The organism is Roseovarius sp. 217 (genome assembly GCF_000152845.1).
Classification (GTDB): Bacteria; Pseudomonadota; Alphaproteobacteria; order Rhodobacterales; family Rhodobacteraceae; genus Roseovarius.
This window is the reverse complement of sequence record NZ_CH902584.1, coordinates 2,830,167-2,852,392: the sequence shown is the minus strand read 5'-3', so window position 1 is coordinate 2,852,392 and position 22,226 is coordinate 2,830,167. Positions and strand designations below refer to the sequence as shown.

Here is a 22,226-nt window from a genome sequence, read left to right as displayed (position 1 = left end):
CAGCCACCGGCGGCAGAGGCAAAACCGGCCAAGCCCCTTACGCGTCCTCCAGCCGCGTTTCCACCTGCGACGACCGCTCCAGCGTCCGATGCACCGGGCATCTATCCGCGATCTCCAGCAATTTCGCACGCTGATCCTCGCTGAGATCCCCCTCCAGCCGAATGACCCGCGTGAACTTGTCCACCTTGGCATCGGCACGGGCATCGGCATCCTGCGCATGCACCTTGTCGTGACACACATCGACACTCACATGATCCAGAATCCAGCCTTTGCGCCGCGCATACATCCGGATCGTCATCGAGGTGCAGGCCCCCAACCCCGCCGCCAGAAACCCATACGGCGACATGCCGCGATCCGTGCCCCCATAGGCAATCGGCTCATCGGCATAGGCATGATGCGTCGGGCCGGAATTGATGTCCTGCAAAAACCCGTCGCTCTCTGCCTCGCTGACCCGCACCACGCCTTCCGGTGCGCCGGGCGGCGGCGCGGGCACGCGCATATCCAGATACCGCAAGGCCCAGGCGGCAATGACCCCCGCTGCATAGTCGGCATCCTCTGCACGGGTGATCAGATGATCCGCCTCATCCAACGTGACGAAACTCTTGGGATGTTTCGCCGCCTTGAATATCTCGGCGGCATTCTCGATCCCAACGGTCTCGTCGCGCGGCGCATGCAGTACCAATAGCGCCTTGTGCAACGCCGCGATCTTGGGGCCAAGCACCTCGGCCCGCACATCCTCGACAAAACCGCGCCCGATCCGGATATCCCGACCCCCAAGCCGGACGTCGGCCACGCCCTCCGCCTCGATCCGCTCCAGCGCTGCGCCGAAATTTTGCGTCACATGTCCGGGGTCAAACGGCGCGCCGATGGTCACCACCGCCCGCGCACTCCTGATCTTCCCAGCCGCCGCTAGGACGGCGGCCCCGCCCAGACTATGCCCGATCAGCACCCCCGGCGCCATGCCGCGTGCCGCGAGCGCCGCCGCCGCGCGCTCCAGATCCTCGACATTCGACCTGAACGAGGTGTTCTCGAACTCGCCCCCCGAATGCCCGAGCCCGGTGAAATCGAACCGCAGCACCGCGATCCCCGCCCCCGCCAGCCGCGCCGCGATCCGCCGCGCGGCGGGAATATCCTTGGAACAGGTGAAACAATGCGCAAAGAGCGCCGTCGCCAGATGCGGCCCCTCCGGCAGATCGAGCCGCGCCACTAGATCATGGCCGCCATGGCCAGCGAATGTCAGGCGTTCGGTGGGCATGTCGCCTCCTTTCTTCTGTCACCCTCAACCCTAGGCAGATGCGGCAGGCATCGCCACCCTGACCGGTCCGCTGTCACGCGAAGGTGAGCTATTCACGCATTTGCCTAAAACCCTGCCTATTCTCTGGGCTTTACCCCAGCCAAAACCCACCACTCCTTAACCGCTCCGCGCGATCCTGAGACAGGGATTACGGGAGAGTGGCAGATGAATTGGCAGATTGAAACTCTGGGCGACGTGCGGCGCTTCGTGGCGCTGATCTGCCTGACGGTACTGGCGGGCGGCGCGCTCTTGCGCGGCCTTGTCCTGCCGCCCGATCTCGCGGCACGCACGCTCATGCCCGGCGCGCTCATGGCGCTCATGCTCGCGGCCCCGCTTGCCTATGCGATCGGCCAACGCCTGCAGGCCGCCCACCACCGCGCCACGCAGCTGGAACATGCGCTGCACCATGACCCGCTCACCGGCGTGCGCAGCCGCAGCAGCCTCTTTGCCACCGCGCCCGCCTGTCCCGACCGCCCCAGCGCCGTGATCCTCGCCGATATCGACCATTTCAAGGGCTTCAATGACCGCCACGGCCATGCCGCGGGCGATCTCGCTCTGCGCCAATTCGCGGCGATCCTCACCGGCAATTGCCGCGCCATCGACCTTGTCGCGCGCCTCGGCGGCGAAGAATTCGTGATCGTGATGCAGAACACGAGCCTTGCCGATGGTCACGCCGCCGCCCGCCGCCTCGCCCACCGCACCCGGCAAAGCCCGGTGTTTCTGGGCACACGGAGCCTGACCCTTACCGCCAGCTTTGGCGTGGCGCTTCTGCCCCCCGGCGGCACACTCGACACCGCATTGCAACAGGCCGACCGCGCCCTCTATCGCGCCAAGCACGACGGGCGCAATCGCGCCTATCTTTACGATCCGACCCTCGATGCCCTGCCAGCAGGTCTGAGCATCGCGCTGGCCCAAACCCATCAAGAAACGTCATGAATAACCCATCATAAATTCGTTTTATGAATTGTTATGCTCCGCCTATCTTGGGTCCAGTCATCCCGGACAGAAAGGATCGGATCATGTCCCAAGACCTTTGCCCCACCTACGCGCCTGCGCGCAGCCCCAAGGCCCCGTCAGCCGCCCCCATCGCCGTCATCCTGCTTGCGGCCTTGGTCATTGCGGCACTGGCCCCCGCACCACAGGCGCCAACGGCCCATACCCAGCCCCCGGTATCCGAGGACTGGCACGGCAATGTCATGCGCTCTCATTGGGCAGGCGGGGAACAGCCCCGCTAAGCGGCCCCCATCAACGCCGCATCGAGCGGATAGCGCGTCAGGTTCTCATAGCCATCCTCGGTGATGAGAACCTGATCCTCCAGCTTGATCGAGAAATCATTGCCGACCTCACTCACCAGCGCCTCGACACAGAGCACCATACCCGGCTCCAGCGCATAGTCGAACGCGCCCGCCACGGCCTTGTCCGCATAGGCCACCAGCGGCCACTCATCACACAGCCCCACGCCATGCATCATGCAGCCGTATTTCTGCGCCTGATATTTCTCCTCCAGCCGGTGACAGCCCGCGATCAACTCAGGGATCGTCACACCGGGGCGCAGCATCGCCATATTCGCCTGAATATGCTCCTGAGCATGCTGCATCGCGGCGACCATATCGGGGCGCGGGCGCGCGTCACCAATCCACCAGGTGCGGCTGATATCGACGCAAATCCCATAGCTGCCGATCAAATCGGTATCAAAGGCCACGATCTCGTTATTTTGCACGATCCGCGGTCCGCATTCCTGAAACCACGGGTTCGTGCGTGGCCCGCTGCTCAGCAACCGGGTTTCGATCCATTCACCACCGCGCCGGATATTCTCGGCATGCAGCACCGCCCAGATGTCATCCTCGCTGACCCCGCCACCGGGCACAGCAGTCCGCGCAAACCGTTCCATCTCCGCCACCGCCGCCTCGCAGGCATGGCTGGCACAGCGCATGGCGCGGATCTCATCCGGTCCTTTGATGGCGCGGGTCTTTTCCGTGACCTCCTCGCCCTCCATGATCTCCAGCCCCTGCGCCTCCAGCGCGCGCAGCCCGTGCAGCATCACCTTGTCCACCGCCAGCCGCCGATTGCCGGGGCTATGCTCCGCCAAGAGCGCCGCCACGTCGCGAGCAAAGACATCGGCGGCCACATCCACTTTGTCGCCCCGGTCGAAATAGAACAGATCCGCCCCCGACCGCGCCTCGCGCACCAGCGGATTGAACCGCGACAGAAACGGCGAGTTCTTGTAGTCCCAGATCACCATATAGCCGTCGGCACAGAGCAGCACGGCCCGAAACGGGTTATGCGTGTTCCACAGCTGCATATTGGTGCTGTCGGTCGCATAGCGGATATTGAGCGGATCAAACATCAAGAGCCCGCCATAATCCCGCGCCACAATCGCTGCCGTTAGCCGCTCCCAGCGAAACTGCCGCATCGTCGGCAGGTCCGGCAATTCCAACCCCGCCGCCGCCCATTCCCCATAGGCCAGGTGCGTGGGCCCGATTTCCACCCGGTCGGCATCATTGGGCGTGCCATCGCCCAGCATCATGCCCCGGCTCGGGTCGATCTTGCGGGTGTCGCGGTAATGTCTGTTCATCGGCAAGTCCTCCGATGCCCAGACTGTGACCGGCCCTCCGGCTTGGCGCGCTCAGCCGCGACATCGCCTTCGGTCGCTTTTGGCGCTTGGACGTGTGACGGCGTTCAATCCCCCTCGCATGGCTCGATCCTTTCAGCCTGACATGCGCCCAGACTGCCCGCCAAAGGTTAAGATCAGGTTGCCGCGCGGTACGAATGCGGCGCGGCCCGTCGCGTCGCCATCTTGCGTACAAAACCCGCGTACAAAACGTACATCCTGTACCCTCAGCTCCCCCGAACCGTGTCGATCATCACCTGCACATTGTCCGGGTCCGCATCGGGCGTGATCCCGTGACCAAGGTTGAAAATATGCGGCCCCTTGCGGAACGCATCGACAATCGCGCGGGTCTCGCGCACCAGCGCATCGCCACCCGTAACCATATGGGAAGACTTGAGATTCCCTTGAACGCAGCCATCCTTTTGCACGTTCTCCGCCGCCCAGGCGGCACTGACGGAATCATCCACCGCCACACAATCCGCTCCGGTTTTTGCGTGAAATCCCATGTAGTTATCCCCCGCTTCTCGGGGAAAGGCGATGATCGGAATGCCCGGATGCCGCGCCTTCAACTCGGAAATGATACGCTTGGCCGGGGCGACCGCGTAGTTTTCGAAATCGTCACCTTTCAGCGATCCGGCCCAGCTGTCAAAGAGCTTGATCACCTCCGCCCCGGCCTCGATCTGCGCCGAGAGATACTCGATCGTTCCCGCCGTCAGCCGGTCGATGATCCCTTCGAAAACCTCTTTGTTTTCAGCCTTGAGCGCATGCGCCGGCCCCTGATCCGGGGTGCCGCGCCCGGCGATCATATAGGTCGCCACCGTCCAGGGCGCACCCGCGAATCCAATCAGCGTTGTGTCCTTGGGCAAGGCCCCAGCAAGGTTGCGCACGGTCTGATATACGGGATTTAAGACCTCGTGAATTTCATCCACGGGTTTCAGTTTTTCCAGCCCCGCCCGGTCCGTAATTGTCGAGAGCCGCGGCCCTTCCCCCGTCACAAACCACAAATCCGCCCCAAGCGCCTGCGGCAAAAGCAGAATATCGGCAAAGAGAATCGCCGCGTCAAACCCGTATCTGCGGATCGGTTGCAATGTAACTTCGGTCGCCAAGTCACTGTTATAACACAAAGAAAGGAAATCCCCTGCCTGCTCTCGTGTCGCCCGATACTCCGGCAAATAGCGCCCCGCCTGCCGCATCATCCAGATCGGCGGTGTGGGCAGGGTTTCCCCAGCAAGGGCTCTCAGAATAGTCTTTTGCGCGGGCATCATGTCCTCCGTTTTGACTGTGGTCGCCTTGACACCCCAAGATGTCAAGCGTCAGGCGCTTGCCACGTCGCTTTGTCACGTCTAAACCTGCGGTATGACACGCAATTTACCCACCCCGTCCCACCCGCTCAAGATCGGCACCCGCGGATCACCCTTGGCACTGGCCCAGGCCTTTGAGACGCGCGCACGTCTGGGCGCGGCCTTTGACTTGCCCGAAGAAGTCTTTGAAATCGTTGTCATAAAGACAACCGGCGATCAGATCATTGACCGTCCGCTCAAGGAAATCGGTGGCAAGGGTCTGTTTACCCGAGAGATCGAACAGGCGCTCCTGACCGGCGAAATCGACATTGCCGTCCACTCGATGAAGGACATGCCCGTCCTGCAACCCGAGGGTCTGCTCCTCGACACCTACCTGCCACGCGAAGACGTGCGTGACGCCTTCGTCTCGCCCTTGGTCGGGTCACTCGCCGACCTGCCCGCCGGGGCCCTTGTCGGCACCTCCTCCTTGCGGCGCAAGGCGCAAGTGCTGGTCGCGTACCCGCATCTCCAAGTGGTCGAATTTCGCGGTAACGTCCAGACAAGATTAAAGAAATTGGCTGACGGAGTGGCAACCTGCACCTTCCTCGCGATGGCCGGGCTCAACCGTCTTGGCCGATCCGAGGTGGCCACCGGCGCCATTGACCCCGAGGTGATGCTGCCCGCCGTGGCCCAGGGTGCCATCGGCATCGAACGCCGCGCCGATGACACCCGTGCCGCCGAAATGCTGGCCGCAATTCACCATAAGGAAACTGGACAACGCCTTGTTTCTGAACGCGCTTTTCTCGCCGCCCTCGATGGCTCCTGCGAGACGCCGATTGCCGGTCTGGCCGAACTCAACGGCAATACGCTGCGTCTGCGTGGCGAAATTCTGCGCCCAGACGGTAGCGAGAGCCTGACGGACGATCAATCCGCTCCGATCGAAGACGGCGCCGACCTTGGTCGCGCCATGGCCGCCAAACTGCTCGCACAGGCAGGTCCGGGATTCTTTGATTGGCGCAGCTAACCTATTGACCCGGGATTAGTTTTCCAGGGTTCATGATCCCATTCGGGTCCAAAGCCGCCTTGATCGCGCGCATCATTGCGAGGGCGGCTGCGTCCTTGTGCGCCGCCATTGCGGGCAGTTTCGACAAGCCGATGCCATGTTCCGCCGAAAAACTGCCGCCAAGCGCGATCACTTCGCGCTCCACCGCCTCTTGCACCGCCCGACAGAGCACCGGATCATCCCGCGAGGGCCAGCCGACATAGTGCAGATTGCCATCCCCGAGATGCGCGACGCCGGTGTTTTCTATTTCTGGATCAATCGCTTGGCTCACGCTTTGAATGCGCGCGATCAGCTCTTCCATCTGGTCTGTCGCCACCGCGATGTCATTCTCAACCACCGGCTTGCGCACCCGCAGGATCTGCGCCGAGGCCTCGCGCCGCGCCCAAATCTCAGCCCGCTGCGCCTCGCTCCGGGCGACAGTCGCATCGAGAATCAGCCCCTCCTCGTATAACCCCGCCAGAACCGCCTCCAGATGAGCACAGAGCGGCACCTCGCCCGCCTCATCCGGCGTCACATCGCGCGGCGCCCGCGCTCCGAGCTCGACCAAGATATTGACATCATGGGATTTTTCAAACGGGGGGCGCATCTCGGGAAACCGCTGCAACAACGCCGCCATGAATGTGCGCGGCATGTATTCAAAGGCCTCCACTGCGCCACCTGTCTCATCCTGCAATCGGTTCAGCAGGCTTAGGGCCGCCCCAACCGACGGCACAGCCACCATCGCCGTGGCATAGACCCTTGGTCGCGGAAAAAGCTTGAGCGCCGCCGCCGTGATGATCCCGAGCGTGCCTTCGGCCCCGATCATCAGATGGCGAAGATCATAACCGGAGTTGTTCTTGTGCAGTGCACTCATCAAATTCATCACGTCTCCGGTCGGCGTCACAACCTCCAGCCCCAGACACAGATCGCGCGTGTTGCCATAGCGCAGGACATTCGAGCCCCCCGCGTTGGTCGAGAGCACGCCCCCCACCATAGCCGAACCGCGCGCCCCGAAACTGAGCGGAAAGATCAGGTCCTGAACCGCCGCCGCCTCGTGCAGACGGGACAGGATCACCCCCGCCTCAACGATTGCCACCCGCGCTTCGGCCCGAATTTCGCGGATGGCAGACATCCGGTCGAGCGACAGCATCAGCGCCCCTTCCGCCATGGTTCCCTTGACCAGATTGGTGTTTCCCGAAACCGGTATGATTGGCAATCGCCGCACATTGGCCAGTCGAACAATCGCAGCCACTTCGCTCGTTGTTGCAGGCCGCACAACGGCCAAAGGCTGCCAGCGGATCAACCCTGACCAATCCTGCGACCATGGCGCGGCATCCCCTCCGGTCACGACATAGTCGGACCCGATGATCCGGCCAATCTCATCAAGAATTGCGTTGTCAGGGCCCATCATGCCCCGGATCATGGGACAAAGCACGCGGCACCACAAGACCAGTCATAACTGGCATTTTCGCCCTTGACGCACGCCACTTGCTGTCATACCTACCGCCACGGTCTGGCGGAGTAGCTCAGTTGGTTAGAGCAGCGGAATCATAATCCGCGTGTCGGGGGTTCGAGTCCCTCCTCCGCTACCATTACACCCCAAATCGCGTTGACACATTGCCAGAGGTCCTTAGGGTCAAGCACGTGGTTCAGTCTTCCCGAAATCTCGACCCGAGCGCCGGCCTTGAGGAGAAAGTCCCGCGAGACTGTCACAGCATCGCCCCGGATCGCGCACGGCTTTGGCCGCCTCGGTGTCGCCCGCACGAATGCCGTCACCCAGGCGACCAAAGAATTCTGCATTTAACCTGAGGCATATCCAGTACCTGTGATGACCCAAGGCGCGATCAGCAAGCCATTCACGAAATCGGCTTGTTCGATTTGCGGGTTCGCAAGGTCGATGGTGTAGGCAGACATGGTATCGCCCTCGCCATCGACAGACCATCCAGATTTGATGACCGTTTGGCCTCATTTTGCATGAAAGCCCGCCACGTCGGTCGCGCCCGCCCTGTGCTATGTGAGATTGAATGACCGGCGACCCAGTCCCCTCCAATCATAGAGCGCCAATAGAACACGCATCAGACTCGAAGACCGGCAGAGGTGTCATCCCGCCTGCCGGTCCAAAGGTCACATTCAGTCAGACGTTGACCGACCCTTTTTTCAAGAACACATAGAGCATCCCACCTAGGACCGCGCCAATGATCCAGTTGTAACCGGACAGAAACCCGAACCAGGGAACCCAAACCGTTGACACCGAAAACACAGCGGCCAGACCAAAGGCCGTGACTGCCGTGCGGTTCCAGCCATTCTGGTAATGATAGCGCCCGCCCTGCATGTCGTAGAGGTCGTCAAGGTCGAGATGGCCTTTGCGGTGGACATAGTAATCCACGATCATGATGCCAAAAATCGGGGCCAGCGTGGCGCCAAGCGTGTTGACGAAACCGCTGATCCCAAATTCGCTGATGAAACTGGTCCAGAGTCCGCCGATGATGAGGGCGAAAAACGAAGTAATCAGCCCAGCCTGACGAAAGCTGATCTTGCCGGGCGCAAGGTTGGCGATGCCGTTCACCGCCGGGATGAAATTGGCGACAAGGTTGATGCCAACAGTCGCAGCAAAGAAGGTGATTGCGGCGATGATGCCCAACAGTACCGAGTCGGTACGCTCGACAATCTCACTCGGGTTGGTGATTTCCTCGCCAAAGACCACCGCCGCCCCCGCCGTGGTCAAAAGCGCCAAGGCCGAGAAAAGGATCATGTTGAAAGGCAAGCCGGTGAGGTTGCCCAAAAGCATGGTCGGCTTGTCCTTGGCATAGCGGGAAAAGTCGCTGAAGTTGATCATCACGGCGGCGAAATAGGCCACCATGGTGCCGACGATGGCGACAAAGCCGTTGAATTCGCTGGCAAAGGTCGCGTCGGGATTGGCAAAGATCGTGCCTGCGGCGGACAAAAGCTGTCCGTCAGAGCGTTGCCAGAGCACGATAACAAGACCGATCATCACGAGATAGACAAACGGTCCGGCGATGTTGAGAAAGGTCTCGACCCAGTTCATGCCGCGCCAGAAGATCACGATATGAAAGGCCCAGACGATGAAGAACGACAGCCAGTCGATGCCGGTGAGGCCCAAGATTTCCGCGCCGCCGCTGGCGCCGGTGATCGAACGGATCAGAAGGGCCACCGCTGTCGAGGCGAAATAGACCTGCACGCCGTACCAGAACACCGCCACGGTCGCACGCAGGATCGCGGGCAGTTTGGCACCGCTGGTGCCAAGGCTGGCGCGGGCCAGCACCGGGTAGGGGATGCCGTATCTCTCGCCAGCGGCCCCAGAGAGATTGACCATCCACATGGTAAAGAGCCCCGCCGCGATGAGGGCGGCAAAGGCGGTCCAGCCACTGACCCCGTAAGAGATGAAGAGCGAGGCCACGAGCGAATAGCCAAAGAGCGACTGCACGTCATTGGCCCAAACGTTAAAGATGGCGAACCATCCCCATGTTTTCTCATTCGCGCCGACTGGATTGAGGGTGTTGCCCTCCGGGTCCATCGTATTGCCTGTGGGCACATGCCCTTGTTCGATTGTTGTCATTTTTTCCTCCCTGACCGATCGAGTTCTGGATTTTCTCTGATGTTTCATCTGGCCCGAAATACTTCGGGGGTCCGGGGGCAGCGCCCCCGCATCACAACGCCATATGCCGGTTCACATCCTTGTAGAGGAGATAGCGGAACGGTCCCGGACCGCCCGCATAACAGGCCTGCGGGCAGAAGGCGCGCAGCCACATGAAATCGCCGGCCTCGACTTCAACCCAATCCTGATTGAGCCGGTAGACCGCCTTGCCCTCCAGAACATACAGCCCGTGTTCCATCACATGCGTCTCGGCAAAGGGAATCACCGCGCCGGGCTGAAAGGTCACGACAGTGACATGCATATCGTGGCGCAGGTCGGCCGGGTCCATGAACCGTGTCGTGGCCCATCCCCCATCGGTGTCGGGCATCGGCACCGGGGCGATGTCGTTTTCGTTCACGACCATCACCGGGGGATGATCGAGACCGGAAACCGCTTGATAAGCCTTGCGAATCCAGTGGAATTTGACGGGCCTGTCGGAGGTATTGCGCAGCGTCCAGGCGATGCCCGGCGGGATATAGGCAAAGCCGCCCTCGGTCATCTCATACGCCTGCCCGTCCAATGTCAGCCGCAGCGCGCCTTCGACAATGAAAAGTGTGGCTTCGACACCCGCTTCGGTCTCGGGGTAATCCGAGCCGCCGCCCGGCTGCACCTCGGCGATATATTGCGAGAAGGTTTCGGCAAAGCCGGAAAGCGGTCGCGCCAGCACCCAGAACCGCGCCTTGTCCCAGAAGGGCAGATAGCTGGTCACGATATCGCTCATGGTGCCACGCGGGATCACGGCATAGGCCTCGGTAAAGACGGCGCGGCCAGTCAAAAGCTGGGTCTGCGGCGGCAGGCCGCCCTCGGGGGCATAATAGCGGCGCTTGGTCATGGGCGCGGTCCTTCTATGGTCAGAGGCTGGTCGAAGCGGACTTCTTCAAGATTGTCGCCGGGCCCGATCCGGTCGATCACGGCATAGCGCCCCGCACACCCGATGGGGGCCAGAACGCCGTGCCAGACGCTGCGCAGAAGGTTGATCCCCTGCCCCGGCTGGCTGAGAAAAGCACGCACTTCGCTAGGTCGCCCACCGTCATCCGCCGCCACGCAGATCAGCATCGGCACACCGTCGAGCGGGATAAACGCCTGAGAGCCCAACGGGTGCCGCTCCATCAGGTCGAGCGCATAGGGCAGATGCCGGGCCTCGGCATCGAAAAGACTGATCCCGGCGCGGCCGTCGACAAATTCAAGCCGCGCACGGTCGTGAAACCGCCCGCATAGCCCCGCGTTGATCATCCGGTCAGGCGTGCCCGCCACCTCGAGCACATCGCCGTAAGGGGCAAAGGCGGCGGCGGTCAGCGGTTGGGCCATGAGGCACGCGGCGGTCATGGCAAAAGTGCCTGCAACCGGGGCAGGGTTTGCGCCTCAAACGCGGCGCAGGTCAGCTCGCCGCGCTCTGCCGGCGTCGCCTGTCGCAACACCCGGACAAAGGCGCTCAGCAGCCCCACTGCGCTGTCATGTGCCGGGCCAAACTCTATCTGCCATGCACGATCCGCGATCCATGGCGCGGGCAGCAGCGGGCCGAACAGCTCGACAAATCGCCCGCGCTCCATCTGGCTGGGTCGTTCCCGGCGGGTATGCGGATGGGTGGCCGCCCAATGCTCGGCAATGTCGATCCGGCGCGGGCACCAGACGCCCGCGTGGCGCTGCACATGGTCGACAAATCGGCGCAGGCCCGCGATCTTGCCAGGTCGGCCGATGAGGCGGCAATGCAAGCCCACGGTCATCATCTTGGGCGCGCCCGCCTGCCCTTCAGCATAGAGCGTGTCGAAGGTATTGGTGAGGTAGGTCTCAAAATCTGTGCCCGTCACCCAACCCGGCGAGGCGGCAAAACGCATGTCGTTACATTCGAGCGTGTACGGGATCATCAACTGATCACGCGAGCCGAATTCCCGCCAATGCGGCAGGTCATCGTCGTAGCAGTCGGAAATGTAATCAAAGCCGCCTTCTTCGGCGACAAGGCGCACGGTATTGGCGCTGCACCGCCCCGTATACCAGCCGCGCGGGCGGGTGCCCGTGACCTCGGTATGCAGGCGCACCGCCTCGGCGATGGCGGCGCGTTCCTCGAACTCGGGCATGTCCTTGTGCTCGACCCATTTCAGGCCATGGCTGGCGATTTCCCAGCCTGCCTCTTGCATGGCGGCCACCTGTTCGGGGCTGCGCGCGAGGGCTGAGGCGACGCCGTAAATCGTCAGCGGTATCGCCATCCCGGTGAACAGACGGTGCAGCCGCCAAAACCCGGCGCGCGCCCCGTAGTCATAGACCGACTCCATGTTCCAATGACGTTGTCCAGGCCAAGGCGTGGCCCCCGGAATATCCGACAGAAACGCCTCTGACGCGGCATCGCCGTGCAAGAGACAGTTCTCGCCGCCCTCCTCATAGTTGAGCACGAATTGCACCGCGATGCGCGCCCCGCCGGGCCATTTCGGATCGGGCGTTTGGGGGCCGTAGCCGCGCAAATCTCGGGGATAGCGGATCATGTCATCAACTCCGGAGATCGTGGTTTGGAAAGAAACGCAAGGACAGGGGGCGATTGGCCCCCTGCCCCTGTCTGAAGCGCCTCAGCGGTCGAGAAACCGGCGCGCGGCGGGCAGGTGCCGCATCAGCAGGTAATAGGTGACACCCGCCGGGATCAGGCTGGCATACCAAGAGACGCCCGAGAAGGTCAGCGCCGCGACCACACCCACCGCCATGGCGATGAGGGCGGCGGGGTTGTAGCCCGCATAATCACCGCTCTCATCATAGAGTTTCTCAAGATCAAGCGTCTGGCGGCGCAGGACATAGTAATCCACCACGAGGATCGCAAAGATCGGCCCCAAGAAGGCGCTGTAGGTCTGGATGAAGAGATTGAGACCGGCGGCGGATTCATTCTTGACCAATTCCCAAGGAAAGGTGCCAAAAGCCAGCAGCCCAACCACAACGGCAGAGGTCTTGTAGCTGAGTTTGAACACATCCATCAGCGCATAGGCGGGCGGCACGACGTTGTTGAGAATATTGGTCGTGACCTGCGCAAAGGCGATGAAAAGCAGCGTGACGACGAGCAGCAGCTTGTTGTCGACCGCGTTCGAAAAGACGCGGATGGGGTCAACCTCGCCTGTTGCACTCGAAACCATGAGGCCGATCAACCCCATGAAGAGTGTCGCGGGCAGGATCGAGTTGGCATAGATCACCACTTGGCGCACCCGCCCGACATCCTGCCGCAATTCTCGGCTGTAGTCCGAGACGTTGAGCATCATCGTGGCGTAAATGCCGAGAAAGAGCATGGTCGCCCCCCAGAACGGCGCGCCCCATGTGCCTTCGACATTGATCAGATTGGTGCTGATTTCATCGCCATATTTGCCGATGACAGAGGTGAACATGTAAATCAGTGCGCCGATTATGAAGACGGAGCCGATATTCTCGAGCCATTTGATGCCGTGAAAGCCCAGAACCGAGAGCATGATTTGCAGCGCCTGAAACCCGACAAAGAACACAACGATATTGGAATAGCCAAACAGCGTCTCGCTCACCAGATTGAGCGCGCCCGCACCGATCCAGCTCTGAAACCCGAACCAGACGAGCGCCGGGACCGAGCGCACCAGTGCCGGGATGCGTGAGCCGGAAAAGCCGAAGGCGGATCGCACCTGCACCATCATCGGGATGCCATATTTATGCCCCGGCGCCCCGTTGATCATCAGCGCAAGGCCGATCACGGTGCAGCCGATGGCGATGGCCAGAAACACCTGCACCAGATTGAGCGTGCCCACGAGGCCAGAGCCGATGGTAAAGGTGCCGATGGAAACGCAGCCGCCAAGCCAGGCAAAGAGATAGGACCAAGGGTCCATGATCCGCGTTTTCTGCGGGGCCAGCGATTCCTCGCCAATGCCTTTATGTTCGATCACCTCGGGCATGTGCCCGTCATGCTGCAAAACACCCCGGTTTGTATCTGAAATTGTCATGTCTCTCCTCCCTGAGATGCATTATTTCGGGTTTGGTGGCGCGTAGGCGCCGATCTTGCTGGTCTTGATGCCGGCCCCTACCAAGGCCTCGGCGAATTTTGTGGCGACGGTGACACCGTCGATCACGGGGATTCCAGTTTCTTCTGTCAGCCATGCGGCAAGGTCCGCCATGCCGGCACAACCAAGAACCACGGCCTCGCAACGATCCTCCTCGATCGCCTTGAGGATTTCGGCGCGCACCAGTTGGCGCGCGTTCGATCCGGGTTCTTCCAGGGCCAGCACCGGGATCGCCGCCGACCGCACGCGGCGGCATTGGTGATCCAAACCGTAGCGTCGCACCAGGTCTTCGATGATCGGGATCGAGCGCGGCAGGGTCGTGACCACGCTGAAGGAGGTGGCGACCATGCTCGCGGCCTTGACCGCCGCCTCGCAGATGCCAATCACGGGCCCGCTGGCAATTTCGCGGCAGGCCCCGATGCCAGGGTCGTCGAAACAGGCCACGACAATCGCGTCGGCATGCTGCGCCTCGGCTTGACGGACCTGATCGAGCAGGCGCGGCACGGCCATCGCCTCGTCGTAATGGCCTTCGATGCTGGCAGGGGCGCCTACGCCCGAGCGCGCCTCGATCACGACACCGGCAGCTGTGACGGCCCGCGCGGAGGCCGCAATCTTGTCCGTCATGCTCGTGGTCGAATTCGGGTTGATGACAAAAATTTTCATAGGCTCCTCCACTTGAATTAAAACTTGATTAACATAAATTGTTAACAATTAAAACAAACAATTTTTCCGGTCGATTTTGTTGTCTGAAAATGTAAGTTTTCCCGTAATCAAGGAATGGAGCGCCGTATGTCAGACACCCCGGAAAATGTGCTGGTCGAACATGTGCTGGATGCCATCTCGGATCAGCGGCTTCGGGCTGGAACGAAACTGGGAGAACAGGCGCTGAGCGACCTTTTTTCCTGTAATCGCGCACATGTACGCCGGGCACTTGCAATTCTTGCGGCCTATCACGTAGTCGATCTGATCCCCAACCGAGGGGCGTTTGTATCCACCCCTTCTGAGGACGAGGCACGCGACCTGTTTCAGGCGCGGCGCGCTATCGAGGTCACGATCATCCGCAATGTGGTGCGCCGCGCCGACGAGGCCGATATTGCCAATCTGCGCGCGCATCTCGCGACTGAGGATGAGATCCGGCAGCAGAATGACCGCTCGAAGGCGATTCGCGCCTCACGCGACTTTCACATGTTGCTGGCCCGGATCGGGCGAAATTCCGTCTTGGAACATTACCTAGCGGAACTGACCATGCGCACGTCGCTCATCATCGGGCTTTATGGCTCTAAATCCGCAAGTCTCTGCTCGGACGATGAACATGTAAGGATCGTCCAGAGCGTCGCCGACCGTGACGCGGTCACAGCACAAGAGATGGTCGATTACCACCTGCGCCATATCGAAGGCGAAATCGAATTCGGCGACGAAGCCCCAAAGGTCGGGCCACTCTCGATGATCTTTCCATCCTCCCGTACCGGGCGCTGAGGCAAAGGCCTGACGTCTGGCCAAGCGATGGACCTTTGGGCAAGGAGAAGCGCATGCACCGACTAGTGTCACCGGCAGAGCCCCCCTCCGCCTGCTGCAATCAAGAACGAATTACAGCGTCCGCTACCTTCCTCGGGACAAGCACAGCCAAGGTCAGTGATCTCCCGCTTACCGTCTTCCAAAAGAGCCGGCCATTGCCTCAGAGCTTGCCGTGCGATCCATCACACAGAGGTGCTGTGTCACTGTGCTTGCACCCACAGAAGAACACACGTTTACTCGTGGTAGCCACATATTTGACAGGCGCGATGCCTGTGTCCTTGTGGCTACCGTCACAGAACGGCTGCTTGCTGCTCTGGCCACATGCACACCAGAAATAGGTTTTCCCATCTTCAACCTCTACGGGATACGGAGCCTTTTGCGCGATGATCGGTTTGGTCATGAAATGCCTGTCCTCCTGAGATCCTTCAGCAGAGATAAACCGAAACGGTCCCGAGTGAAGACATGATCGCTCATCCCGCATGTGCCGCTTGGCTCATGTCTCCCGCAAGAGGCCTGTTCGAGCGGTTCAAACACCCGCTCTACTGGTCCGATATGTATCTCAAGCGCTCACTCCTTGCGCGACACATCTTGGAAAGAGAACCTCGGATAACTCACGGCGATCGTAATCCGCACTGAAACCGCGCGATTCCAATGACATCCTCAATTACCCGTCACGCGATCTCAGATGTCCAAAGCAAAGCTGAACCAAAGCCTATTGCCGTCATTGACCTTGACAGGATCAAGTGACCGCACAGCTCTGATGTACCGCCTCAACACACCAGTTGAAGCCATGTAAGCAATTACATTCAATACATTAGCAAGATCAAGAGGTTGGGATGGTGGGTGATGAGAGACTCGAACTCCCGACATCTTCGGTGTAAACGAAGCGCTCTACCAACTGAGCTAATCACCCGTGTTGCGCGTCATACCCAAGCGGTTCCGCGCGCGCAAGAGGGTTTGATCGCAGCTCTGTAAATCAGCCTTGGCTCTGTGTGGGAACCTGCTAGCCTGCGCATCAAACTGACAGGAAAGGCCCACCCATGTCCCCCACCCTCCACATGATCCCTGCGCGTCGCGGCAAGGCCACGCGTCTGAATGCGGGAGAGGCCATTCGCATCGTCAACACCCATGGTGCGCAGGTGGTGGATACCTGGGCCTTCAGCGCCGATGATATGGGCGAATTCATGTCGATGGAGCATATCCGCCCCACCTTGGGCCGCATCTTTCCCACGGCCGGCGATGCGCTTGTGACCAACCGCCGCCGCCCGATCCTGATGTTCGAAGAGGACAGCTCACCGGGCCGGCACGATACGTTGATTGCCGCCTGCGATGACTATCGCTACGGCCTTCTGGGCTGCACCGACTATCACGACAACTGCACCGACAACCTGCACGCCGCCCTGCGCCAACTGGGACTTTGCAGCCCCGAGACCCCCAGCCCGCTGAACCTCTGGATGAATATTCCCGTCGACCCCGAGGGGCACACCTCTTGGGGCACACCGCTCAGCAAACCGGGCGATCATGTCGTGCTGCGCGCGGTGATGGACTGTGTGGTGGCGATGTCGGCCTGCCCGCAGGACATCCTGCCAATCAACGGTGCCGCCTGCATGCCGACCGAGGCGCATTTCGAGATCTTGGGACGCTGAGGCGGGCATCCCCGAGGGCGGTCTTGACCTTGCGTGGCGCTTTGCCGACTCAAAGCCAAAACAGCCTAGCGCAGCAACACAACCGGAACCTTGCACGAGCGCACCATCTCGGTCGTTGTGGAGCCGATGATCAGGCTGCGAATGCGGCTGTGCCCATAGGCACCCATCACCACCATGTCGAAACCGGCGGCCTCCACCAACTTGCCAAGCGCGGTCTCGGGCTGTCCTGCGATCACCTCGGTCTCCGCCACAATCCCCGCCGCCGCAAGCAAAGCGCACGCATCCTCGAGCCCCTTCTTCACCTCGGGCGTGGCCGTGCCCACCGTGACCACATGCAACTTGAGCCCGGCAAAGAGCGGGCTGCGCGCGATGTGATCCACCTCCTTCATCGCAGAGGTGCCGCCATCATAGGCCAATAAGACCCTATCAATCGGCCGAAACGCGCGGGCCGCCACGACCACCGGCTTGTGACAGGCGCGCACGATCCGCTCAAGATTCGATCCCAGATGCCCCTTGGCAAAATCCGCCGCCTCGCCGCGCTTGCCGATCAGGATCACGCGCGCCTCATGTTCGACCTCGGCGACCGTCTCGACGATATCTCCATGGCGCAGCCGCGTCGTGATCTCACGCACCCCCGCTGCCTCCAGCAGGGCGCGCGCATCCTCCAGAATGGCGCGACCCCGATGCGCCACCAGCTTGGCGCGCTGTGCATCCAAGGCTGCCAGTTCTTCCAATAGCGCCGTGCGCGCACCCAGCCGGATCGAGCCTGAGAGATCAGAGGTCTCTACCCCTTCGCGCCGCCCCAACACATGCAACAACTCCACCGGCGCGCCGGTGCGCTGCGCAATCCACGCTGCGTGTTCGCAGACCGAGGCCGAATATATCGAGCCATCCACCAAGGCGATGATCTTGTCTGTCATGTCTCTCTCCTCCCTCAATGCGCCATCAACTTGTCGATGGCCCCCGGCTTGTTATGCTCGGCCAGCCTGTCCACGAGTGTCTCAGAGGCCGCATTCATGCCCCGGATTTCCACCTCTGCCCCATCCCGACGGAATTTCAGCACCGCCATATCGAGCGCCTGAACCGACGAAATATCCCAGATATGCGCCGCACTCACGTCGATTACGACCCGCTCCAATGCCTCTCGGAAATCAAAGGCCCTCATGAAATCCTCCACCGAGCCATAGAACAGCTGCCCCTCGACCCGGTAAATGCGTTCGCGCCCATCCTTGGAAGTTTCAGAGGTGACCCGGAAAAGCTGCGCGATCTTGGCGGCAAAGAAGATGCCCGACAAAAGCACGCCCACCAGCACCCCGATGGCGAGATTATGGGTATAGACCACCGTGACCACCGTCGCGATCATCACGACCGAGGACGAGCGCGGATGCTCGCGCAGGTTCTTGATCGACGACCAGGAAAACGTGCCCACCGACACCATGATCATGATCGCCACCAAGGCGGGCATCGGTATGAGACTAACCAGATCGCCAAGCCCCACCACGAGGACGAGCAGAAAGAGCCCCGCCACAAAGCTCGAAAGCCGCCCGCGCCCGCCGGATTTGACGTTGATGATCGACTGACCGATCATCGCACAGCCCGCCATCCCGCCGATAAAGCCAGTGGCGCTATTGGCCAACCCTTGCCCAATCATTTCCTGAGAGCGATTGGATTTGGTATCGGTCAGATCGTCGACGATGTTCTGTGTCATCAGGCTTTCCAGCAGGCCCACGACCGCCACCGCCACCGAATAGGGCAGGATGATCATCAAGGTCTCAAAGGTCAGCGGAATGTCCGGGATCAAAAACACCGGCAGCGTATCGGGCAGCGCGCCCATATCCCCCACCGTGCGCACATCGAGGCCAAGCGTCAGAGTGACAGCGCTCAGCACAAGAATCGTCACCAGGGGCGAGGGCACCGCCTTGGTCACAAGCGGGAAAAGGTAGATGATCGCCAGCCCCGCCGCGACCAGAACATAGGTGATCCACGTCACCGAACGCGGATCAAGCTCCGGCAATTGCGCCATGAAAATCAGAATGGCGAGCGCATTGACGAACCCGGTCATCACCGATTTCGACACATAGCGCATCACAAACCCCAGCCGCAGCACCCCCATCCCGATCTGAAGGAGCCCCGCCAGCACCGTCGCCGCCAGCAGGTATTCCAGCCCGTGATCGCGCACCAGCGTCACCATCAGCACCGCCGTCGCCGCCGTGGCGGCGGAAATCATACCGGGCCGCCCGCCGGTGATCGCGGTGATCACGGCAATCGAAAAGGACGCATAGAGCCCCACCTTGGGGTCCACGCCTGCAATGATCGAAAAGGCAATCGCCTCGGGGATCAGCGCCAGCGCCACCACCAGACCCGACAGCAAATCACCCCGGATATTGCCAAACCATTGTGCCCGATAGGCATCTATTGAAATCATGTGAAATCCGTCCCTGATTCGGCCACCCGAAACCCGGCCCGATTGTGCATTTTGATAGGTTTCAATGATCCGGCGGATAGGCGGCCGGAAGAGCCACCCGGGGCTTGCACCCGGGGTCCATGCGATTACAAGCGGCGTTTAACGACCTTGCTCCCGGATGCCAAGCCATTTTCGCCGCAATGCAACAGAACCCGGCCTGCCATCCTCTTAGTCTTGTGTGGCGATCAACTCTGGAATGATGAAGGACTCGGTCTTCACACCACGCGCCTTGGCACTTTGACGCACTGCCTCCTGCAAGCCCGCACTGCGCTTGAGCAACCGTCGGAAACGCGCCTCGTCCAGCACCAACAGGGTTGACGAGGAAATCGCCGTTGCCCCGGTGCGGCGCGGTTTCTGCATCAGAATCGCCATCTGTCCAAACATCTCGCCGCGACCCAAGCGCCATGTCTGACCGGCAACCGCCAATTCCACCGCGCCCGACGCAATGAAAAACACGCTGCGCGCGGGCGAATCCTTGCGTAGGATCACATCCCCCTCATTGACATACCGCGTGCGCAAGGCGCGCGTCAGCTGTCGCAGGCTGCGCTCGTCCAGATCCGCAAAGAGCGGAAATTGCCGGACAAGTTCCGCTTTCTGCACTGCCACGTCCAGCTTGGGCCGTTGTTCTTCACTCAATCTGCGCGCCGCGATGTCCTGCATCAGCGCCACATGCAATTCCGCGCCGATCAACCCGTCTTCGCGCAGCATTCCGTATTCCCGCTCCTCCAGACGTAGCGCAGTGCGTCGGATGAACCGCCGCTCCAATTCCTCAGCATAACCGGGATACTGGAGCCGCAACCCCTCCAGCGCAGTTTCCACAGCCTCTTGCCGTCGCCCGAGCAACTCGTGCAAGAGGTCCGCCACCCGCTTGCCGTGAATGCGCCGAATACGCCCGTCGATGAACCCGCTCAGATCGCGCAGGATCAGGCGTTGAGACAAGAGCACCTCGAACCGATCCGCGGTCATCAGCGCCAAAGGCCTTGAAATCCGCAACCGGTTGTTCAGGATCACCGCCGCCCGAAAGCTTCGGCCATAGCGCAGGCTGCGCCGGGCGGCCCGCTGATAGCCAGTCCGCCCACCAGACCGTGCCGCCTCGATCAACCGATCGGCTTCGGTCAGGATCTGTTCCGATAGGCGGGCCGAAATCGCCTGTTCTCGGAACCGCGCAAGAATTGTGTCTCGCTCTGCCCCTGCCAGCGCGATCAACCCCAGTGTGATCCGGTCGCGGTCCTGAATTGCACGGTCCGCCTCAGCGGTTTGTACGGCACCGTCCAGTCGCGCAGCAAAACGCTTGGCCTCGGACCGCACCGTCTCACGCGTCAACTCGTAATTCTCGGCCGTCCGCGCCACGTCTTCCCGCACAGTTTGCAAGGCCACCGCGATCACCTGATTGCTGAGCGCCTGATCGAGCGGCGACAGCCGATCCAGCCCGAGCCGTCCAATCACCCAGCGCAACGTCGTCCCCTGCACAAGCAGCGTAAAGAGAGTGAAGCCGGTTGCGAGAATACCCACGAGCCGCTTGACTTCGGGGGGCACCCGGAAACTCTCGGTGACTGCCAGCGCGAGTGCCAGCGTAACCGCCCCCCGCAGCCCGCCCCAAAGAATGGCGACGCGATACGGTCGCTCGACCACCGGCGACAGCTTGAACTTGCTCAGGATCGGCATCAGCCCAAAGAGTATCACCGCGCGCGCAGCCACCGCCGCCGCAATCACCACGGCGATCAGAATGAAATCTCCCGCCCGCACCTCTTCGAGCAGCCGGGGGATCAGCAGCGCCGCGAGAATAAAGATGAGCGCCCCGGCCCAATGCGCCAAGAGGTCCCATACCTCGCGCAGGTTGCCCCAGACCGCAGGCGGCAGGCGCGCCGGACCCGTCAGATTGAGCGTCAGCCCCGCTGCCACGACCGCGATAACCCCCGAGGCCCCGATGCTCTGTTCCGCGCCGATATAGGCCAGATAGGGCAGCGCCACAGAGACCGAAATCACCGCCAACTCATACCGCGCCATCAGTGCCATGATCCGCACCGCAATGCGTGCAGCCACCCAGCCTGCCAGCGCGCCGCCAGCAATCAGCACCGGAAATTGCGAGAGGGCATCCTGAAAGCTGGGGTCCGGCACGCCCAGCATGACAAACCCCATAAAAAGACCAAACAGCGCAATCGCGGCCGCATCGTTCAACAGGCTCTCGCCCTCGATGATGCGCGCCAATCGTCGCGGTGCCGAAATCGAGCGGAATATACCCACCACAGCCGAAGGGTCCGTCGTGCTGACAATCGCGCCGATCAGCAAACAGACTACCAGCGGCAGCGCACTCGCCCATGCCAGCGCATAGCCGACCGCCAGCGTCGCCACCACAACCGCGACGACCGCCAGCACCAGAATAGGCACCCAATCATCCATCATCCGCCTCGGATTGACCCCCAGCGTCACCTGAAACAGCAGCGTCGGCAGGAACACATAGAGAAAAACATTTGAGCGGATCGGCAGGCCCAGAATCGCTTCGGCCACCGGATTGAGCGCATCGGTCAACTCGGTGCGCAGGAAAAAGATCGACGCAACGCCGATCATCATGCCCAGACAGGCCAAAATCACGGTATAGGGCAGCCGGAGACGCGCGGCTAAAGGATCAGCAGCGGCAATCACCAAAAACAGCGACGCAATGATTGTGGTGACAAGAACGATATCCATATCTCTGAAATAGCTTGAATATCTGACATTGGAAATCAG

Annotated in this window: 18 protein-coding genes, 2 tRNA genes, 1 pseudogene and 1 other annotated feature; of the genes and pseudogenes, 6 read left to right on the top strand and 15 right to left on the bottom strand. The window is 61.3% G+C overall.

All coding sequences use genetic code 11. The features are described from left to right. Positions 1-37 precede the first annotated feature (37 nt). Positions 38-1,255, bottom strand: a complete 1,218-nt coding sequence (locus tag ROS217_RS13540; RefSeq protein WP_009818334.1) for a bifunctional alpha/beta hydrolase/OsmC family protein — start codon at positions 1,253-1,255, stop codon at positions 38-40. Positions 1,256-1,459: 204 nt separating this feature from the next. Here ROS217_RS13540 and ROS217_RS13535 point away from each other — a divergent pair, with 204 nt between their 5' ends. Then, entirely contained in the window at positions 1,460-2,230 is a 771-nt protein-coding gene (locus ROS217_RS13535; RefSeq protein WP_009818333.1) for a GGDEF domain-containing protein, read from the top strand. Positions 2,231-2,313: 83 nt separating this feature from the next. Continuing rightward, entirely contained in the window at positions 2,314-2,529 is a 216-nt protein-coding gene (locus ROS217_RS13530; RefSeq protein WP_157046601.1) for a hypothetical protein, read from the top strand. Here ROS217_RS13530 and dddP read toward each other — a convergent pair. Next, the gene (gene dddP / locus ROS217_RS13525; protein ID WP_009818332.1) at positions 2,526-3,869 is read right to left on the bottom strand and encodes a dimethylsulfonioproprionate lyase DddP; all 1,344 of its coding nucleotides are present in this window, start codon (positions 3,867-3,869) and stop codon (positions 2,526-2,528) included. The genes ROS217_RS13530 and dddP overlap by 4 nt on opposite strands. 263 nt (positions 3,870-4,132) lie before the next feature. Next, positions 4,133-5,167: a uroporphyrinogen decarboxylase gene (gene hemE / locus ROS217_RS13520; RefSeq protein WP_040651487.1), complete on the bottom strand. Its 1,035-nt coding sequence runs from the start codon at positions 5,165-5,167 to the stop codon at positions 4,133-4,135. Between the two features lie 94 nt (positions 5,168-5,261). On the opposite strand from hemE, the gene hemC reads away from it, so the two are divergent. Then, entirely contained in the window at positions 5,262-6,209 is a 948-nt protein-coding gene (hemC, locus tag ROS217_RS13515) for a hydroxymethylbilane synthase (RefSeq protein WP_009818330.1), read from the top strand. A 1-nt stretch (position 6,210) separates the two neighbouring features. Here the strand turns inward: hemC and ROS217_RS13510 are convergent, their stop codons facing one another. Further along, positions 6,211-7,638, bottom strand: a complete 1,428-nt coding sequence (locus tag ROS217_RS13510; protein WP_050766442.1) for an FAD-binding oxidoreductase — start codon at positions 7,636-7,638, stop codon at positions 6,211-6,213. 104 nt (positions 7,639-7,742) lie between these two features. Between ROS217_RS13510 and ROS217_RS13505 the strand changes: the two genes are divergently transcribed. Then, positions 7,743-7,819: transfer RNA gene (locus ROS217_RS13505), tRNA-Met, on the top strand. Between the two features lie 542 nt (positions 7,820-8,361). On the opposite strand, the gene ROS217_RS13500 is transcribed toward ROS217_RS13505, so the two are convergent. The 6 genes and pseudogenes from ROS217_RS13500 to ROS217_RS13475 form a co-directional block, all read right to left on the bottom strand. Beyond that, entirely contained in the window at positions 8,362-9,804 is a 1,443-nt protein-coding gene (locus ROS217_RS13500) for an NCS1 family nucleobase:cation symporter-1 (protein ID WP_009818326.1), read from the bottom strand. A gap of 91 nt (positions 9,805-9,895) precedes the next feature. After that, the gene (locus tag ROS217_RS13495) at positions 9,896-10,714 is read right to left on the bottom strand and encodes a bifunctional allantoicase/(S)-ureidoglycine aminohydrolase (protein ID WP_009818325.1); all 819 of its coding nucleotides are present in this window, start codon (positions 10,712-10,714) and stop codon (positions 9,896-9,898) included. Next, the gene (locus tag ROS217_RS13490) at positions 10,711-11,208 is read right to left on the bottom strand and encodes an ureidoglycolate lyase (RefSeq protein ID WP_009818324.1); all 498 of its coding nucleotides are present in this window, start codon (positions 11,206-11,208) and stop codon (positions 10,711-10,713) included. The genes ROS217_RS13495 and ROS217_RS13490 overlap by 4 nt, the downstream gene beginning before the upstream one ends. Positions 11,209-11,270: 62 nt before the next feature. Then, positions 11,271-12,359 (bottom strand): annotated as a pseudogene (gene puuE / locus ROS217_RS13485) (allantoinase PuuE); the annotation flags it as partial. Between the two features lie 81 nt (positions 12,360-12,440). Further along, complete coding sequence (locus tag ROS217_RS13480) at positions 12,441-13,817, bottom strand: NCS1 family transporter (protein ID WP_254656422.1); 1,377 nt, start codon at positions 13,815-13,817, stop codon at positions 12,441-12,443. 21 nt (positions 13,818-13,838) lie between these two features. Further along, positions 13,839-14,537 (bottom strand): aspartate/glutamate racemase family protein, encoded by a 699-nt coding sequence (locus ROS217_RS13475; RefSeq protein ID WP_009818321.1) that lies wholly within the window; start codon positions 14,535-14,537, stop codon positions 13,839-13,841. Between the two features lie 126 nt (positions 14,538-14,663). On the opposite strand from ROS217_RS13475, the gene ROS217_RS13470 reads away from it, so the two are divergent. Beyond that, positions 14,664-15,350 (top strand): GntR family transcriptional regulator, encoded by a 687-nt coding sequence (locus ROS217_RS13470; RefSeq protein WP_009818320.1) that lies wholly within the window; start codon positions 14,664-14,666, stop codon positions 15,348-15,350. Between the two features lie 199 nt (positions 15,351-15,549). Here ROS217_RS13470 and ROS217_RS23570 read toward each other — a convergent pair whose 3' ends face one another. Both ROS217_RS23570 and ROS217_RS13465 read right to left on the bottom strand, forming a co-directional pair. Continuing rightward, positions 15,550-15,789, bottom strand: a complete 240-nt coding sequence (locus ROS217_RS23570) for a CDGSH iron-sulfur domain-containing protein (RefSeq protein WP_009818319.1) — start codon at positions 15,787-15,789, stop codon at positions 15,550-15,552. Positions 15,790-16,226: 437 nt separating this feature from the next. Then, positions 16,227-16,302 (bottom strand) — tRNA-Val (locus ROS217_RS13465). Positions 16,303-16,429: 127 nt separating this feature from the next. Between ROS217_RS13465 and ROS217_RS13460 the strand changes: the two genes are divergently transcribed. Next, a complete protein-coding gene (locus tag ROS217_RS13460) occupies positions 16,430-17,035 on the top strand; it encodes a DUF1989 domain-containing protein (protein WP_040650586.1) in 606 nt (201 codons plus the stop codon). Positions 17,036-17,100: 65 nt separating this feature from the next. Here ROS217_RS13460 and ROS217_RS13455 read toward each other — a convergent pair whose 3' ends face one another. The 3 genes from ROS217_RS13455 to ROS217_RS13445 all read right to left on the bottom strand — a co-directional run bounded on the left by ROS217_RS13455 (position 17,101) and on the right by ROS217_RS13445 (position 22,187). Next, positions 17,101-17,955 (bottom strand): universal stress protein, encoded by an 855-nt coding sequence (locus ROS217_RS13455; protein ID WP_009818317.1) that lies wholly within the window; start codon positions 17,953-17,955, stop codon positions 17,101-17,103. A 14-nt stretch (positions 17,956-17,969) separates the two neighbouring features. Then, positions 17,970-19,460, bottom strand: a complete 1,491-nt coding sequence (locus ROS217_RS13450; protein ID WP_009818316.1) for a SulP family inorganic anion transporter — start codon at positions 19,458-19,460, stop codon at positions 17,970-17,972. 63 nt (positions 19,461-19,523) lie between these two features. Continuing rightward, positions 19,524-19,582, bottom strand: a sequence feature (sul1 is cis-regulatory element that is thought to sense ions involved in sulfur or methionine metabolism; They are found in Alphaproteobacteria). An 85-nt stretch (positions 19,583-19,667) separates the two neighbouring features. After that, positions 19,668-22,187, bottom strand: coding sequence for a cation:proton antiporter (locus ROS217_RS13445; RefSeq protein ID WP_009818315.1), 2,520 nt, complete (start codon positions 22,185-22,187; stop codon positions 19,668-19,670). Between the last annotated feature and the right edge of the window lie 39 nt (positions 22,188-22,226).